Raw genomic sequence first — 15,247 nt, 5'->3', positions numbered from 1 at the left:
CACCAGCCCCTCACAGAACTGTGCATGAACCTCTCGATTCACACAGCTCCCATTATTCAGTCCTTTGATTCCCATACTAGACTCCAGTGGTAGAAAGTATTCGGATTTTCTTTTCTCATTTTTCCTAGAAGTTCCCTCGCTAGTCTTTTTCCAATCTGATATTTCCTTTTTACCCACTTTTCTAGGTGCCTCTCTACATTATTAAGCAGTTTATACATCTCCGTTTGGTAAAACCTGCCATAATACTGACACCAGCCTCTGACTATTGGATTTACTTCCTTTGATATTTTCTCTAACTTTTTTCCTGTAAATTGGTGTATTTTCCACGACCTTATGGTTTGAGTGATCTTTTTCTTGGCCTCATTGCTAATCGCAGGTAGAAATCCAACGAAATATTTCCCTATTTTACTCTTTGCTTCTCTAGGTCTAAAAGTGTACCCTAGAAAATCAAAACTTTGTTTAGGAAATGCATTCTTACTGTTGCTATTCTTACAATATACTACCTGTGTCTTTTCAGAATGCAACCTCAGTTTAAACTCAGCCAATCTTTCTTCGATCATTACTTTCATAAATTCTGCCTGCCTGAGAGTTTTACAGTGTACTATCACATCATCTACATACCTCTCAAATGGTATTGTCGGGTACTTCTCTCTCATCCATTCATCAAATACATGATGCATAAATATGTTTGAGATCATCGGGCTTATTGAACCTCCCTGCGGAACTCCTTTATCCCTCACTACCCTACTACCGTCTGCTTGCTGAATTGGAGCTTTCATCCATCTTTCAGCATACATTATGATCCATTTGCAGTCTGTGTACTTTTTGATAGCTTGCAATGCCAACTCGTGGTCCAGATTGTCGAAAAATCCTGATATATCAAGATCTATCACCCAATTGTACCTCCAGCATCTTTTACGCGCTGTATCTACCGCATCCAATGCAGATTTATTTGATCTATAACCATATGAATCCTCATGGAATTTTGTTTCTACTAGCGGCTCCAGATACATAGCAGCAGCCGTTTGCCCTATCCTATCAAATACTGAAGGAACACCTAAAATTCTTTTTCCTCCTCCAGTACCTTTCGGTATTGCTACAGCTTTTACAGGCTCTGGAAAATAACTTCCAGATGACATCCGATTCCATAATTTGTAGAGATTATCTTTTAGATTTTCCTCAAACTTTGCTATCGAAACCTCATCCACACCAGCAGCTCCTTTATTCTTCGATACTTGTTTATAAGCTCTCCAAATAAGCTGCTTCGGTATGTTAAAAGACTTTGTTTTACTCATTAATTCCTCCCCTTTCGGTTGATAAATAATTAAAACTAAATAACCCAGCCCCTTCGCTCCATTTCCATTACAGAAACTTCTTCACTACTACGAGCTGATCCGCCCCTGTTCTTCGCATCGGTACTCTCATCCTTAGAGTTTAGCTCCTTGGACTTCTCCCTTATCATCGAAACGACAGGTTCCCGCAGTTCCACACAATAGCCTAAAATAGATTCACGCCACCTCTATGCCGGACGCCACCTATCCAGTAAACAAGTTCCTGATAGGTTTATCCCAAGAGATTGAGGAGCCCATGGTTTTGACGTCGTCTTTGGAATTTCGACACTTCATCAGTGGTTCATTTTCATTCGCCTCTCTATTTTACACATGATGCATAATTGCACCTTTTCCATAACGCTCACTACCATGGCTCTTTACCACAGCAGCTTATGGCTGTTTGAAGCCTGTTCTTGCAAACCGACTTCGAGGGGCCCACCCTCATCTATTGTGCAGCTTTGCACTTAGTTTGCTCATTTTTAAGCATTCTTTGTGTCCCTACGCCACACCCTAAACTTACCATAAAAACAGATGAATATAGAGCTGGTGGTATGGATATTCCAATAAATATTGACATGGGAATGGAAAAGCTTGAAGCAGATTTCACTTTTTCTGAATACGATACAGAACTCTTTCGGCTATTTGGGTTGATAAATGGAAATTCAGTATCTTTGACGCTCAGAGGTGGAATGCAAGGGAGTGGTAGTAACGATATTGAAGCTGTAGTAATCAATCTAAGAGGCATATTCAAAGAATTTGATTTTGGTAGCTGGAAACCTGCTGAAAAAGCAACGCTGAAGTGTACTATAGCTGCTCATTACTATAAACTTACTATAGGTGGTAATGAATTAATAGAGATCGATGCTGAAAATATGATTAGAAAGATAAATGGTGTTGATCAAATGGCCTTGCTACAAACGATTCTAGGGATCTAATATGGTTGACAAAATTACATAAAAATGTTAAAATATAAGAAGTTGTAGGTATATAGTTAATATGGATTCTAAAGCTCATACAAATTCCATAGAGCAGCTAACTGGTTTACTTGTTAGTGTAGCACAATCTCAAGACAAGTCCGTTTTAAAGTTATTAACTGAATTAATGGAAGAAGAAATTGAAGATATGGAATTATCTAAGATTGCTGACGAACGCTATAAAGAAAAGAGGGTTAAACATCAAGATGCCTTCTGGGATTAAGCCTTACAATATAGACTATTCAGAATCTGTTATAAAGAAAGACATTCCGGCTCTTCCAGCAAAAGTAAAGTTAATGATTAAGAAGGCAATAATGGAGCGTCTAACAGTTGATCCAATTGGACTTGGAAAGCCATTAAAGCATAACTTAAGTGGACAACGTAGTCTACGGGTGAGTACCTATCGTATACTTTATTATATAGATGTACCAGAACATACAGTAGTTATTACTTCAATTGAACACAGAAAAGATTCTTATCAAAGCTAATCCTATTTATAGCACCATACAAAGAAATTAGTTATGTAAAAGCCGATATAGACTTTTATTTAATTAACTTTTTAAGGAGGAACATGCAAGCTATAACACTTAATAACCCAATAACAGTTGATGGAATTTCTGTCTCAGAATTATCGATGCGTGAACCTAAAGTAAGAGATTTACTGGCTATAGAACGCATAGAAGGAGAAGCTTTGAAAGAAGTAGCTTTAATTGCTAATCTAGCATCCGTACCAAAAGAAGTAGTTGAAGATTTATGTATTAAAGATTATGTAGAAATACAGAAGGTGCTAAAAGGTTTTTTGTCGCCGCTGGAACAGAGGAGTTAAGATTCAATATTTTAAAACTTAGCTCAACAACAGGAAGTGGAATTGAGCAAATTATTAATATGAGTACAAAAGAGTTTCTAAAGTGGTTAGAAGTAAGTGAAGGAGTAACAAAAAAATGTCAATGCTTTCAATAAAAATAGGTGCAACGTTAGATGGCAGTTTTAATAGTGCAATGACAGGTAGTGCAGCAAAGCTTTCTAAGTTGGGTGATAGTATAAGGCAACTTGATTCGTCAATGAAATCTGTTTCCAAATTTAAGCAACTAAATCATGATGCCCTTGAAGCCATGAAGAATTGGAAGGAAGCGGAGAAGAAAGCAAAAGAATCAGCTGCAGCAATTGCTAAAGAAAAAAAGGAAAAAAAAGAACCAAGCAAAGCACTGAGAAATGAATTCGAAAAATTGAAAGCATCGGCATCAAAGGCAAAAGAGGCTTATATCAAAAAGAGAGATACACTTCATACATTAAATGAAGAAGTAAGAAAAAGTGGAAGAAATATTAAGTACTTAGTAAGTGACCAACATAAACTTGGCTCTTCTATTGAAGTATTAAAAGGTAAGTATGGTAAGCTTGGATCTGCAATACGTAGTCACCAAAGTTTTTTAGCAAGCAAAGCACATTTTAAGTCACAAATTATAGAGACTATTGGGCTAGGGCTAACGCTTGCAGCTCCAGTTAAAGTTGCAATTGACTTTGAAAGTGCTATGGCTGATGTTACAAAAGTGGTAGATTTTAAAAAAGGAACGGATGAAGCAACTAAATTTGCAAAGAAGTTAAAAGAGATGTCACGTACTATACCATTATCAGCCGCAGAACTGGCACAAATAGCTGCAAGTGGTGGTCAACTTGGTATCAAGAAAGAAGATCTTTTTATGTTTACAGAAACAGTGGCAAAAATGTCTACAGCATTTGATATGTCTGCAGAGCAAGCAGGTGATTCTATAGCTAAACTCTCTAACGTTTATGGAATTGATGTTAGTAAAATGGAATACGTTGGTAATGTAATCAATCACTTATCAGATAACACTGCTGCCAAAGCAAAAGATATGGTTGAAGCTCTAGCAATAGTTGGTGGTACTGCAAAACAATTTGGTCTTGACATCAAGGAAACAAGTAGTTTAGTAAATGCCTTCGTTAGTTTAGGTAAACAACCAGCAAAAGCTGCAACTGCTATAAATGCTCTACTTAGTAAACTTCAGACTGCTGAAGAACAAGGAGGGGATTTTAAAGCAGCATTAGAGCAAATGGGCATAACTGCAGAAGAAATAGTACAAAGAATAAGCGAAAACGGCGAAGAAGCATTACTCTACTTTTTTCAAGCTCTAAAGAAAATGGATAACCAGGAACGTTCTACAATCCTTATGAAACTTTTCGGTCAGGAATATCAAGATGATATTGCATTATTAGCTGGAAGTTTTAACAAATACGAAGATGCTATAAGGTTACTATCTGACACAGAAGAGTACAAGAGCTCGTTGCAGAAAGAATTTCAAAACCGTGTAGACACCACAGCCAGTAAATTACGACTTCTTCGCAACGCAATAGCTGAAGTTGGTATGAACCTGGGTTCAGTGATGCTGCCTACTTTAAAATCTATAGCTGAATTTTTACAAGAAAAAACTAGAAGCATAGGGTTATTTGCAGAAAAATATCCAACTTTAACCAAAGCAATCATGGGTACTGTAGCAGCCTTGATAAGTTTAAAAGTTGTAGCAGTGGGACTAGGATACGGATTTACATTGCTAGGAAGTACGATTTTTAGTCTGAAAGCAAACCTACTTGGAGTATTTTCATTTTTATCAGCTACAGTTTTTCCTGCAGTAGTAACAGGACTAAGAGCAGTAACACTCGCTATAATGAGTAACCCTATAGGACTTTTAATTACTGGACTTGTCACTGGCGCAGCACTTGTTATAACTAACTGGCAAAAGGTAAAAGACTTTTTCTCTAGCTTTTGGAAATCGATAATAAAACCCATAGAAGAAGCTTTTTCATGGATAGGTGAAAGTATATTTGGAAAAGTATTGGGAAATAGCCCACTGAAAGAGTTTGAAAAAAGAAAAACTGAAGTAAAAGCAGTGCACACTCCCCTAAAAAGTAATATTCTCAACAGTGGAAATCCTGTGCTAGGTAACAGTATAATTAAAGAATTTTCAAAGAGAAATAAAAATAGCTTCAGAGTCAAAAGCCTTATTGAGGAGAAAAAGTTTACAGAGAGCGATAAGATATTTGCAAGGAGTAAGTTTGAAAATAAAGAACAAAATAAAACTCAGAACATCACTAATAATTACACTATCAGCATTAAAGCAGAACCTAACCAAGATGTTCGTAGTCTTGCAGATGAAGTAATAAAAAGGATAAGAGAAAAGTCACGTGATGTTTTATTTGATACGGTAGAGACATTTTATTGATGCTATCTCTTGGTCCGTATAAGTTTGCTCCCACAAGTTTAAAGTATAGCAGAGAAAATCGTTGGAGCACGATTGAGTGTATTGAAAATATGCCACTATTACAAAATATCGGTCAAGGTGTAGAAAATATAGATTTAGAAGGAATGATTTATCTGCATAATCTCAACGTGCTAAATCAATTAAAGAGTGTGAAAGAAACTGAAAAACCACATATTTTAGTAGATAGTTTAGGTAATATTTTAGGACAATTCGTAATTACTAGGTTAGAAGAAAAGCAGATGTATTTTTTACCTAATGGACTACCGAGAAAAATTGAATTTAGTTTGAGTTTAAAAAGCTATAGATGACTATATACTATGTGAGTAAAGAAAATGAGATGTTAGATCTGATTTGCTGGAAACATTACGGATTTACTGATGGAGTAGTGGAATTAGTACTAGCAGAGAACTTGGGTTTGGCAGAATACGGAAGCTTTTTGCCCGCAGGATTAAAGATAAAGCTTCCTACTATTAAGAAAATAGTACAAAAGTCAAAATTAAAGGTCTGGGAATAAATGCAGCCAGATTTTATAATAGATAAATGTGAATCAATTAAAGATAGAGTTATATCATTGCACCTTACAGATGAATCAGGAATAATAGATGATGTAGTTGAAGTGTGTGTTGATTACAGGGATGAAGACATAGATATTCCGAATGAATTGAACATAGCACTAGGTTATAAGGAAATTGGAATCTTTCCAATGGGTATATATACAGTCAACGAAGTGACTATACAGGGTCCACCTAAGACTCTACTAATCAAAGCTCATGCAACAAATTTAAGAATATCTTTGAAGGCAAAAGTATCAAAAGAATGGCGCCAAATTACCATAGAAAACTTAGTAAAAGAAATAGCCCAAAAACATGGATATGGATACAAAGTCGCTGAGGAATTTAAGGATGTATTGATACCCCATATTAATCAGGCAGATGAAAGTGATATAAGTCTGTTAACAAAGATCGCAACAGAGCGTGAAGCAATGGCAAAATTAGCTGGTGGGTATATATTGTTTATTTCAAAGAATATGGCAAAATCAGCCACAGGAAAAGCTTTAGGAACAACGACTATTAGACCTCAAGATACAATTAACTGGAAAGTGCATTTTACCGTACGTGATAAGTATAATTCAGTAGTGGCAAAATGGCATAGCTATGAAAAGGGTGAAACTATTAAAGAAACAGTTGGTAGCGGCGAGCCAAGTTATATTATGTTAGAAATGTACTCAAATGCAGAATCAGCACTAAGTGCAGCAAATGCTAAGTTAAAACAACTAAAGCGAAATAATGCAGTATTGGATATCACTATACCTGGTAATCCAGAGTTATTTGCAGAAGCTAAACTTAATCTTATAGCTTTTAATCAAGCGGTAGATGGTGAATGGATAGTTAACAGAGCGGAGCATACTTTAAATAGCTCAGGTTACCTTACTATGTTGTCAGCATCTTTGAGTAAGTAATGTTAATAAAAAATGAGTAAATGATCTATTTAATATTAAAAAGATGTTGAATATGGATAAATTGGGTCAAGATACAAAAAACAAGCTGCATTTTTGGTGGCTTATAACAGTAATAGTATGTATTATTGCTACCTATTCCTACATGAAGGCAAGAGCTGCAGATAATTATAAAACGATGTTACGCATTGCTTCTCAAAATTGTAACTTAGAGACTGTAAAATTCTTAGTAGAAAATCTATTAGATATTAATGTGCAGATCCCTAAATTAACAGCACTACATTATGCTGCAGAAGAGGGATGTGCAGAGGTTGTAAAATTCCTAGTAGAAAAAGGAGTTGATATAAATGCTACGAAATATGAAAGATGGACACCTTTACATGCAGCTACATATGAAGGCAAATTGGAGATAATTAGATTTTTATTAGACAAAGGTTCAGAACCTACCATTAGAGACACAGATGGAAAAAATCCAAGAGATGTAGCTGTATTAAGGTCAAGGCACAATAAAGATAAACCTTACAAGGAAATCATAAAGCTACTTGCTAAAGCAGAAGATCAATACGAATCAACAAAAAGTAATCACTAAAGCTGTAAGTTTTCTATAATCTGTATATAAACTTCTAAAACTATCCATAACAAGTTAATATTTTCACATGAAAAAGCAAAAAATCCCAATAGCGGTAATAATAACAATAGTTGTACAGACTGTAGGATTCATATGGTGGTTGGCAAAACTTGACTTACGTGTACACATCCATGATAAATTTATAGAAAAAAACCAAGAACTAATCGAAATAGTCTATCGACTTGAAGAGAGAGTGAAAAACCTCACTGAAGAAGTCAACGAACTTGAAGCTATTCACAAACACAAATAAATTTTACAGTGACAAAGTACATTTTATCTGTAGATGGAGGTGGCATTAGAGGGATAATACCTGCCATTATTCTTGCAGAAATTGAATCTAGGACAAAAAAGCCAATTTCCCAGATTTTTGATTTAATGGCAGGCACCTCAACCGGTGGGATTATTGTTGCTGGACTTTGTAAAAGCAATAAACTTCAATACTCTGCCAATGATTTGGTTGAACTTTACCAAGAGTATGGAGCATATATCTTTCAATCATCATTTTGGAGAAAATCAATTGCTTCTTGGCTGAGTGGTTCTCAGTACTCGTATAGAAATATGGAATTTATTCTCAACAAATACTTTGGTGAAAGTACTATGGCCGATGTTGCGAGTAATCTACTGCTCACCAGTTATGACATTCACAATAGTTGTGAGTTTTTCTTCAAAAGTTGGAAAGAAGAAAACATTAAGTTGAAAGATGCACTCAGAGCTACAACAGCTGCCCCAACGTACTTTACACCAAAACGTCTAAAAATTAGCCAAACAGAGAGAGTGTTGATAGATGGCGGAGTGTTTGCTAATAATCCAGCGGCTTGTGCATATGCAAGTGGTAAGAGGTTATTTCCAAATGATGATACTCTACTGTTATCGATAGGTACTGGAAGAACAGATAGAAGTATAGCTAATTCAAGGAGATTTGGAAAAATAAGCTGGATAAAACCTTTGTTAAATGTGATGTTTGCCTCTGGATTGGACTGCGTAAATTATCAGATGAATCAAGTAATAGGCAATAGATACGTAAGAATACAATCGCAATTGAAAGTAGCATCGACTGAGATGGACAATATTACACTCAAAAATATCAAATCTCTTCAGCAAGAGGCAAATGCAATGATAGAGGACAACCAGAAATTAATAGATAAACTTTGCGATTTCATATCTTAATTTATACCAAGCAAAATTCAACTGAGCCAAAAAAGTTGGTTAGCAAATTCTGCTGGTTAAATCATTAATTAACTTTACTTATATCTTAAACACATTCAATTTTCACACTCACCCAACTCATCAGCAGTTAGGCCACTTGCTCGCACAATAATATCAATAGCAACACCTTCCTTAACTAGATCTTTTGCAATCTTAATTTTCTCTGCTTTTTTAACCTTTTCTTTACCAGTTTGCATTCCTTCAGATAAAGATCTGGCTACCGTATCCAGTAATTCTTGATCCTCAATTTTTTCGCATTTACCTATAAACCCAAAAACTGGCTCATTTTCATATTCTGTTAGTCCAAGAGCTTTAATGTTAACTGATAATGTCTTTGCTATCTTATATAATATTTCAATTGGAATGTCTGTATATCCTCGTTCATAGTCGTGTATTTCTTTAGGTGTTGAACCGATTTTATTTGCCAAGTCCTCCTGAGTGTATTCCCGTATTAATCTCTGCTCTTTTATCCTTTTCCCCACTTTGTAGAGTATAGAATCAGTACAAATTTCTTTCTCTATATCATCATATTCATAAGTAGATAAGCGAGTCACTTGGGAAATAATATCAACTGAAACTCCTTCTTTCACTAGATTCTTTGCTACTTCTATTTTCGCTTCTTCTTGGCTAATTTTCTCGCTAATATATACAAACCTTACTAATGGATACAGCTTCTTGCGTAATTCCTGATCCTTAATTTCTCTATGTATTTTTGTTAGATAGACTATTTCTTTATCCTCATCTTCATACCAACTGTTTTCTCTTAGTACTGTTGGTCCTGGAAGTAGATCTATAACATTGACTGACAATGCTCCTGCTATTATATACGATTCTTTGATTGTAATAGCCTTGCACCCTAGTTCAAAGTTATGTATTTCCTTATGTGTTAAACCAATTTTTCTTGCTAATTTTGCCTGAGTATACCCTTGTACTATCCTACAACCTTCTATTTTTTTCCCTAGCTCGTAGCTCAATATGCTCTGAATTATCATAGATAAATCCTCTAAAAGCTGTTTTTCCTACAGAAGCAAACATATATTCTATCACAAAAAAATCCACTATTGGCTAAGTTTTTATGAAATCACAAAAATTTCTCAATCATATAATTTGATAAGCCTGTCGTTTGCAAGATAATATCAACAGAAATTCCCTCTTTCACTAAATTCCTTGCAACTTCAATCTTCTTTTCCTCTCTGACCTTTTCTCTACAAACATGTATACCTTCAAATAAAGACTTGATTAGCATATCGCGTAATTCCCGACTCTCAATCTTTTTGTATTCTTCTATCAAATTTGATAGCTTTTCTTCCACTTCTTCATCTGATTCGGGAAGTAGATCTATGATACTGATTGATAATACCTTTGCTATTTCATCTAACATTTCAAGTGAAACAGCAGCTCTCCCTTGTTCATATTCGTATATTCCTTGATTTGTTATGCCAACTTTATTCGCTAAATCTTTTTGTGTATATCCTCGTATCAATCTCCACTCTTTTATCCTTTGCCCTACTTTGTATGGAACCGAAATTTTGTTCTCCTCATACTCACCAATAGATAGGTTAGTTGTTCGAGAGATAACATGAGCAGAAACTCCTACTTTCATCAAACCCCTTGCTACTTCTATTTTTACCGCTTTTCTGCTTCTTTCCTCGCTCAAACGAATAAATTTGGTTAATAAATAAAATACCTCGCTTAATTCTTCATCCTTATACCCCTTTACTAAATTTAATATTTCTTCATCTTCAAAATATCTTTTTTCATTTGGTAGTGTCTCTCCACAAACTAGACCTTTAACATTCACTGATAATGCTTCTGCTATGGCATATAACTTCTTAATTGGAATTTTACGACTCCCTTTTTCATATTGCAGTATTGCCCAGTACTTTACACCAACCTTCTCCGCTAAATCCTTTTGAGTATACCCTCTCTCTAACCTCCAACTTTTCACTTTTTGCCCTACTTCACAGTCTAGACTTTTTTCCATACAAAGAACCATACATATAATATCTTCTACTATAGCTCAAAGGCTCCAGATATAACGGCAAGAAAAAACCTCTGGAACCTTAAAGTTGCCTGTAGACGCATTAAAGTTCTCTAAAGGTTTCTTTACTACCTTCACGTATTCTATTTACCCACGGAGACAATACTTCATTATTGCTAACCTCTTTTATAGCATACTTTTCACTCCATATGCCACATCTAGTGAAATTACCTTTCTCTACTGCTTCTTGAAGTTTCACTCCTCCAAAAAGGCAGTTTTTTCCTATTTCTTCGCCTCTTTTTTGTAACTCAGCCCACATTTCTTTGTTTTCTACTCTCACTTGTACTTGATCATATTTTTTTACATCGTGGTACAATATAATATTTAGCTGACCAATGCTTGTAGGAAATTCTAATATAATAGAGCTTTCATCTGACATATCGATATAGTTTCTTATACCTCCCTTCTCACTTTTAACCTCAACTGCATCATTGCCAATTTTTAAAATATTACTTCCTAAATCTCTCAGTATTTTGGCTACTTCTATCTTACTATTTTCAGAGAACTCTATATACGATGTTGTATTGTCTATCTCAATATCTATTAATTCTCCTTCTTGAAGAGCACTTTCGCCAGCTTTCTCTAGTTCTTCTAGTCTCTCATCTATCTGTGGCTGAACTTCTGGCTGTAGCTCATTATAGATTTCACCTATCAATTTATTCTCCAATAAAGTATCATGAAACTCTGCACCGCTTAGCATTAATTTACGTATTAGCTTTTTACGATCAACCTTATCAAATTTATGAAAATGTGTACCTAATACTACATACTCTGCAAAACTCCATTCCCCGTCATCACATGCATTTATTCTTGCTCCTGAGGCTAGTACTTTGTCTATAACTTTGTGCAATTCATTTACATTCTTTGCCTCTACCACTTCACTTTTTAACCAGCTCAAAGTTTCTGCACTCGGCTTTATTTTTTTCAAAGCTGAAGCAAATGGATTTTTATCTTCTTGATCACTTACAGGTTTTGTGCCATAAACATAGTCAAATCCTTTCCCATAGTTGATTTTGTTTTCGCGAACTTCTCTACCAGGGAAAGGTGCTATTTCTTCAGGCTTTTTAGCCTTATTAATTTTGCTTACAAAGGTGGATTGCTCCTTAGTACGACCAATTCCTACAATAGCATTTAACACCTCACCTTTTGATAATCTATCAAGATCAATGTTTAACTCGTAAGTACCTCCTTCTTGATCATCAAAAGGTACAATTATTTTATTACTCATATTAGCCTCCGCTATTAAATATACTTTACTAAGTCTATAACCGACTTTATTACTTTATTATTAATTCAATATATACTTTCTCATTAATTAGAAGCAATGATTAATGTGATTACAAATACTTTCTTCATTCAAGTAGTTAAACAACTCATGAAAATCTTCAAACATCTGCTTTATAACAGTCCTTGCTCTTTAAAGCTAAAATACCCAACACTTGTGATGATAATGTGATCCAGCAACCTAATCCCTATAGTCTGACAAGCTTTAGCCAAGTCTTTAGTTACAGCTTCATCCTCATCAGATGGCTTTAACCTTCCTTCTGGGTGGTTATGCGATATTATTATTGACGTCGCTTTTCTTATTAATGCTTTTCTTGTTACTTCTCTTATGTAAAAAGGTACCTTATCCACTGTACCAGTAAACACTTCTTCCCCCTTTAAACGGCACTTTTGATCAAAATATATTATTTTCATCTTTTCCTCCTCTGAATAACCAATACTCACCCTTAAATATTTTACGATGGTTTCCAAGTTATCCATTATAGGTCCTTTCTTTAACTCTTCTCTTGGTACCCTCTTTGAAGCTTCCTTTAGGCATAAAATTACTGCTACTGTAGAGTCAGTTATCCCTTCTATAGTTTTCAAGTCATCTATTTCCTGGCCTAAAATTCCTCCTATTCCAAAACTATCTATTAGCTTTCTAGCAATAATTCGAGCTTCTTCCCTGTCATGCACTGCACTTAGAAACGTTTCTATTACTTCACGATCAAGTAGAGCTTTACCGTTGCTTTCTAATGCTCTGAATTCTATTTCTTCTCTACGATCTTTCTTATTATTCATAAAAATTACCCTTCACTAATAACAAAATGTTTTTATATATTTACTGCTGTTTTTTTGTCAGCATTGGCATAAGGCCATAGCTTTTGAGTGAAGTCAAATCAATTTTTAAATCTTTTTTGCTTATTTTTTTATGAATAGGTAAAGATATTAATATATGGCGATTTCTTTATTTTAAACTTGTTGAATTTCGTCCAAAGAGATGTCTACTGTTTTTAAAATAATATTGATAGAAATTCCTTCCTTAACTAAATTCTTTGTAATTTTCATCTTTTCTACTCTCTTCACTTTCTCTTTGCAAACTTGTATGCTTTCAAACAGAGATTTTATTAGTACATTACGTAGTTCTTGGCTTTTAATCTTTTTGTATTCTTCTATTAACCTTGATAGTTCCACTTCACTATTCTCATTTTCTGTTGTTTCTGGAAGTAGGTCTGTAATACTAATTAATAGTACCTTTGCTATTTCATCTAACATTTCAAGTGAAACACCAGCTCGTCCTTGTTCATATTCATATATTCTTTGATTTATTATACCCACTTTACTTGCTAAATCTTCTTGAGTGTATCCTCTTCTCAACCTCCATTCTTTTATTCTTTGACCTACTTTATACGGAATGGAAATTTTTTTCTCATCATTATCATATTCATCAATAGATAAACTGGTCGTTTGAGAGATAACATGAGCAGAAACTCCTTCCTTAACCAAACCCTTTGCTACTTCTATTTTTACCGCCTTTCCACTTTCTTCCTCACTAATACGGATGAATTTAGTTAATAAATAAAACGTTTCACGTAATTCTTGATCCTTAATCTCTCTATGTCTTCTTACTAGATTTAATACCTCTTCTCCCTCATACCTTCCCTCATTTGATACTTCTTGTACGCAAGCTAGATCTCTAGCAGTTGTTGATAATGCTTCTGCTAATTCATATAACTTCTTAATTGAAATTCTGCGTGTTCCTTTTTCATATTGCAGTATTACCTGATATGTTGTATCGATTTTTTTTGCTAAATCTTTTTGAGTATATCCCTTTGCTAATCTACGATTTCTTATTTTTTCTGCTATCTGATACCTTATAGAGATATTTGCCATAAATATTATACAGTTTAATACTACCAAATAAAGATATACAAAAGGGATGCTTCTTTCTATGTTTGAATTTTAGTTGAATATTTCTTCACAATTGTGTATAATTATTAACGCTTTTTAGGTTAATTCGTCATGGCTCTTTCTAAGTTTCTCGATCCAAAAAATGATATATCGTTCAAGCGCATCTTTGGCACTGAAAAAAATAAGGACATTCTTATTCACTTTCTTAATGATATCCTTGGCTTCACTGGCAAAAGTACAATAAAGGATATAGAGTTCTTAAGTACTATTCAAGACCCTGATATTGCTTCTAAAAAACAAAGCATTGTTGATGTTCTTTGTAGAGATGAAAATGGGCTGCAAGTCATAGTCGAAATGCAGGTCGCTAAAACCAAAGGCTTTGAAAAACGTGCCCAATATTACGCAGCTAAAGCTTACTCAAGACAAGCTAGTAAGGGTGATCAATACCATGACCTTAAGGAAATTATCTTTATTGCTATAGCAGACTGTATTTTATTTCCTGATAAATCTGAGTATAAGTCAAAGCATACTATTAGAGATGAAGACACTAATGAACACGATCTTAAAGATTTTTATTTTATATTTATTGAGTTGCCTAAATTTCCAAAAACCAAAGAAGATCAGCTTTCAAGTATAGTTGAAAAATGGGTCTACTTTTTTAGATATGCAGATGAAACTAGTGAAGAAGAGCTAGAGAGAATAATAGGAAGTGATCTAATAATTAAAAGAGCATATGAAGAACTAAATAGGTTCAACTGGTCAGAAAAAGAATTTATAGCCTATGAACAAGAGATAAAGCGTATTCGTGATGAACATGCTGTCCTTGCTCAAAAACTCGATGATGCTAAACATGAAGGTAGACAAGAAGGTAGACAAGAAGGTAGACAAGAAGGCATCCAAATCGGCCATCAAAAAGGTAAAATTGAAGGTAAAATTGAAGTTGCAAAAAACTCACTCAAGGCCGGTGTCTCTATTGATGTTATAGCTCAAATTACTGGTCTCTCTCATTCTGAAATTTTGCAACTTAAGAAAAAAGCATAATATCCCTACTTATTCACTTTAACATTTATGAAAACCTTTTCTAAGTGAGAAATATCCCCTAATTAAGAGTCTAATGAACTGTCTAAAACAGCTATGAAGATTGCACATAGAATTATATAAA

General features: G+C 34.5%; 17 protein-coding genes and 1 pseudogene. 12 read left to right on the top strand and 6 right to left on the bottom strand.

Annotated features, from left to right (window positions below; translation table 11 throughout):
- Positions 1-56: 56 nt before the first annotated feature.
- Positions 57-1,295: a group II intron reverse transcriptase/maturase gene (gene ltrA, locus AAGD79_RS02445; protein WP_341811160.1), complete on the bottom strand. Its 1,239-nt coding sequence runs from the start codon at positions 1,293-1,295 to the stop codon at positions 57-59.
- A 545-nt stretch (positions 1,296-1,840) separates the two neighbouring features.
- Between ltrA and AAGD79_RS02440 the strand changes: the two are divergent.
- The 11 genes and pseudogenes from AAGD79_RS02440 to AAGD79_RS02390 all read left to right on the top strand — a co-directional run.
- Positions 1,841-2,266: pseudogene (locus tag AAGD79_RS02440) on the top strand (phage major tail tube protein); the annotation flags it as partial.
- A gap of 61 nt (positions 2,267-2,327) precedes the next feature.
- Positions 2,328-2,528: a hypothetical protein gene (locus tag AAGD79_RS02435; RefSeq protein WP_007303020.1), complete on the top strand. Its 201-nt coding sequence runs from the start codon at positions 2,328-2,330 to the stop codon at positions 2,526-2,528.
- Entirely contained in the window at positions 2,512-2,793 is a 282-nt protein-coding gene (locus AAGD79_RS02430) for a type II toxin-antitoxin system RelE family toxin (RefSeq protein ID WP_010082215.1), read from the top strand. Before AAGD79_RS02435 ends, AAGD79_RS02430 begins: the two co-directional genes overlap by 17 nt.
- Before the next feature lie 83 nt (positions 2,794-2,876).
- A complete protein-coding gene (locus AAGD79_RS02425; RefSeq protein WP_265028020.1) occupies positions 2,877-3,131 on the top strand; it encodes a phage tail assembly protein in 255 nt (84 codons plus the stop codon).
- A 115-nt stretch (positions 3,132-3,246) separates the two neighbouring features.
- A complete protein-coding gene (locus AAGD79_RS02420) occupies positions 3,247-5,541 on the top strand; it encodes a phage tail tape measure protein (protein ID WP_341811555.1) in 2,295 nt (764 codons plus the stop codon).
- Positions 5,541-5,888 carry a phage tail protein gene (locus AAGD79_RS02415; protein ID WP_022626303.1) on the top strand — a complete coding sequence of 116 codons (348 nt, stop codon included), beginning with the start codon at positions 5,541-5,543 and terminating at the stop codon, positions 5,886-5,888. Before AAGD79_RS02420 ends, AAGD79_RS02415 begins: the two co-directional genes overlap by 1 nt.
- Positions 5,885-6,094, top strand: coding sequence for a tail protein X (locus tag AAGD79_RS02410; protein ID WP_010081876.1), 210 nt, complete (start codon positions 5,885-5,887; stop codon positions 6,092-6,094). The genes AAGD79_RS02415 and AAGD79_RS02410 overlap by 4 nt, the downstream gene beginning before the upstream one ends.
- Complete coding sequence (locus AAGD79_RS02405; protein WP_341811554.1) at positions 6,095-7,039, top strand: phage tail protein; 945 nt, start codon at positions 6,095-6,097, stop codon at positions 7,037-7,039.
- Between the two features lie 52 nt (positions 7,040-7,091).
- The gene (locus AAGD79_RS02400; protein WP_341811553.1) at positions 7,092-7,625 is read left to right on the top strand and encodes an ankyrin repeat domain-containing protein; all 534 of its coding nucleotides are present in this window, start codon (positions 7,092-7,094) and stop codon (positions 7,623-7,625) included.
- A 67-nt stretch (positions 7,626-7,692) separates the two neighbouring features.
- Positions 7,693-7,914, top strand: coding sequence for a hypothetical protein (locus tag AAGD79_RS02395; RefSeq protein ID WP_265032403.1), 222 nt, complete (start codon positions 7,693-7,695; stop codon positions 7,912-7,914).
- Positions 7,915-7,922: 8 nt separating this feature from the next.
- Positions 7,923-8,831 (top strand): patatin-like phospholipase family protein, encoded by a 909-nt coding sequence (locus AAGD79_RS02390; protein WP_341811551.1) that lies wholly within the window; start codon positions 7,923-7,925, stop codon positions 8,829-8,831.
- 95 nt (positions 8,832-8,926) lie between these two features.
- On the opposite strand, the gene AAGD79_RS02385 is transcribed toward AAGD79_RS02390, so the two are convergent.
- The 5 genes from AAGD79_RS02385 to AAGD79_RS02365 form a co-directional block, all read right to left on the bottom strand.
- Positions 8,927-9,862, bottom strand: a complete 936-nt coding sequence (locus AAGD79_RS02385; protein ID WP_341811550.1) for a helix-turn-helix transcriptional regulator — start codon at positions 9,860-9,862, stop codon at positions 8,927-8,929.
- A gap of 89 nt (positions 9,863-9,951) precedes the next feature.
- Positions 9,952-10,854 (bottom strand): helix-turn-helix domain-containing protein, encoded by a 903-nt coding sequence (locus tag AAGD79_RS02380; protein WP_341811549.1) that lies wholly within the window; start codon positions 10,852-10,854, stop codon positions 9,952-9,954.
- 100 nt (positions 10,855-10,954) lie between these two features.
- On the bottom strand, positions 10,955-12,139 hold the full coding sequence (locus tag AAGD79_RS02375) for a hypothetical protein (protein ID WP_341811548.1): 1,185 nt from the start codon (positions 12,137-12,139) through the stop codon (positions 10,955-10,957).
- A gap of 170 nt (positions 12,140-12,309) precedes the next feature.
- Entirely contained in the window at positions 12,310-12,975 is a 666-nt protein-coding gene (locus AAGD79_RS02370; protein WP_341811547.1) for a RadC family protein, read from the bottom strand.
- A gap of 171 nt (positions 12,976-13,146) precedes the next feature.
- Positions 13,147-14,067: a helix-turn-helix transcriptional regulator gene (locus tag AAGD79_RS02365; protein ID WP_341811546.1), complete on the bottom strand. Its 921-nt coding sequence runs from the start codon at positions 14,065-14,067 to the stop codon at positions 13,147-13,149.
- A 129-nt stretch (positions 14,068-14,196) separates the two neighbouring features.
- Between AAGD79_RS02365 and AAGD79_RS02360 the strand changes: the two genes are divergently transcribed.
- Positions 14,197-15,126 (top strand): Rpn family recombination-promoting nuclease/putative transposase, encoded by a 930-nt coding sequence (locus AAGD79_RS02360; protein ID WP_341811545.1) that lies wholly within the window; start codon positions 14,197-14,199, stop codon positions 15,124-15,126.
- Positions 15,127-15,247: the final 121 nt, after the last annotated feature.

The sequence above is a fragment of the Wolbachia endosymbiont (group A) of Oxytorus armatus genome (assembly GCF_964027005.1).
GTDB lineage: Bacteria > Pseudomonadota > Alphaproteobacteria > Rickettsiales > Anaplasmataceae > Wolbachia > Wolbachia pipientis.
This window is presented reverse-complemented; position numbering and strand designations above follow the sequence as displayed.

Coding starts and splice junctions, on each gene's coding strand:
- AAGD79_RS02380 (WP_341811549.1), bottom strand. CDS start 10,854: ATGGAAAAAAGTCTAGACTGTGAAGTAGGGCAAAAAGTGAAAAGTTGG.
- AAGD79_RS02385 (WP_341811550.1), bottom strand. CDS start 9,862: ATGATAATTCAGAGCATATTGAGCTACGAGCTAGGGAAAAAAATAGAA.
- AAGD79_RS02395 (WP_265032403.1), top strand. CDS start 7,693: ATGAAAAAGCAAAAAATCCCAATAGCGGTAATAATAACAATAGTTGTA.
- AAGD79_RS02400 (WP_341811553.1), top strand. CDS start 7,092: ATGGATAAATTGGGTCAAGATACAAAAAACAAGCTGCATTTTTGGTGG.
- AAGD79_RS02435 (WP_007303020.1), top strand. CDS start 2,328: ATGGATTCTAAAGCTCATACAAATTCCATAGAGCAGCTAACTGGTTTA.
- ltrA (WP_341811160.1), bottom strand. CDS start 1,295: ATGAGTAAAACAAAGTCTTTTAACATACCGAAGCAGCTTATTTGGAGA.
- AAGD79_RS02365 (WP_341811546.1), bottom strand. CDS start 14,067: ATGGCAAATATCTCTATAAGGTATCAGATAGCAGAAAAAATAAGAAAT.
- AAGD79_RS02370 (WP_341811547.1), bottom strand. CDS start 12,975: ATGAATAATAAGAAAGATCGTAGAGAAGAAATAGAATTCAGAGCATTA.
- AAGD79_RS02360 (WP_341811545.1), top strand. CDS start 14,197: ATGGCTCTTTCTAAGTTTCTCGATCCAAAAAATGATATATCGTTCAAG.
- AAGD79_RS02375 (WP_341811548.1), bottom strand. CDS start 12,139: ATGAGTAATAAAATAATTGTACCTTTTGATGATCAAGAAGGAGGTACT.
- AAGD79_RS02420 (WP_341811555.1), top strand. CDS start 3,247: ATGTCAATGCTTTCAATAAAAATAGGTGCAACGTTAGATGGCAGTTTT.
- AAGD79_RS02425 (WP_265028020.1), top strand. CDS start 2,877: ATGCAAGCTATAACACTTAATAACCCAATAACAGTTGATGGAATTTCT.
- AAGD79_RS02410 (WP_010081876.1), top strand. CDS start 5,885: ATGACTATATACTATGTGAGTAAAGAAAATGAGATGTTAGATCTGATT.
- AAGD79_RS02405 (WP_341811554.1), top strand. CDS start 6,095: ATGCAGCCAGATTTTATAATAGATAAATGTGAATCAATTAAAGATAGA.
- AAGD79_RS02430 (WP_010082215.1), top strand. CDS start 2,512: ATGCCTTCTGGGATTAAGCCTTACAATATAGACTATTCAGAATCTGTT.
- AAGD79_RS02415 (WP_022626303.1), top strand. CDS start 5,541: ATGCTATCTCTTGGTCCGTATAAGTTTGCTCCCACAAGTTTAAAGTAT.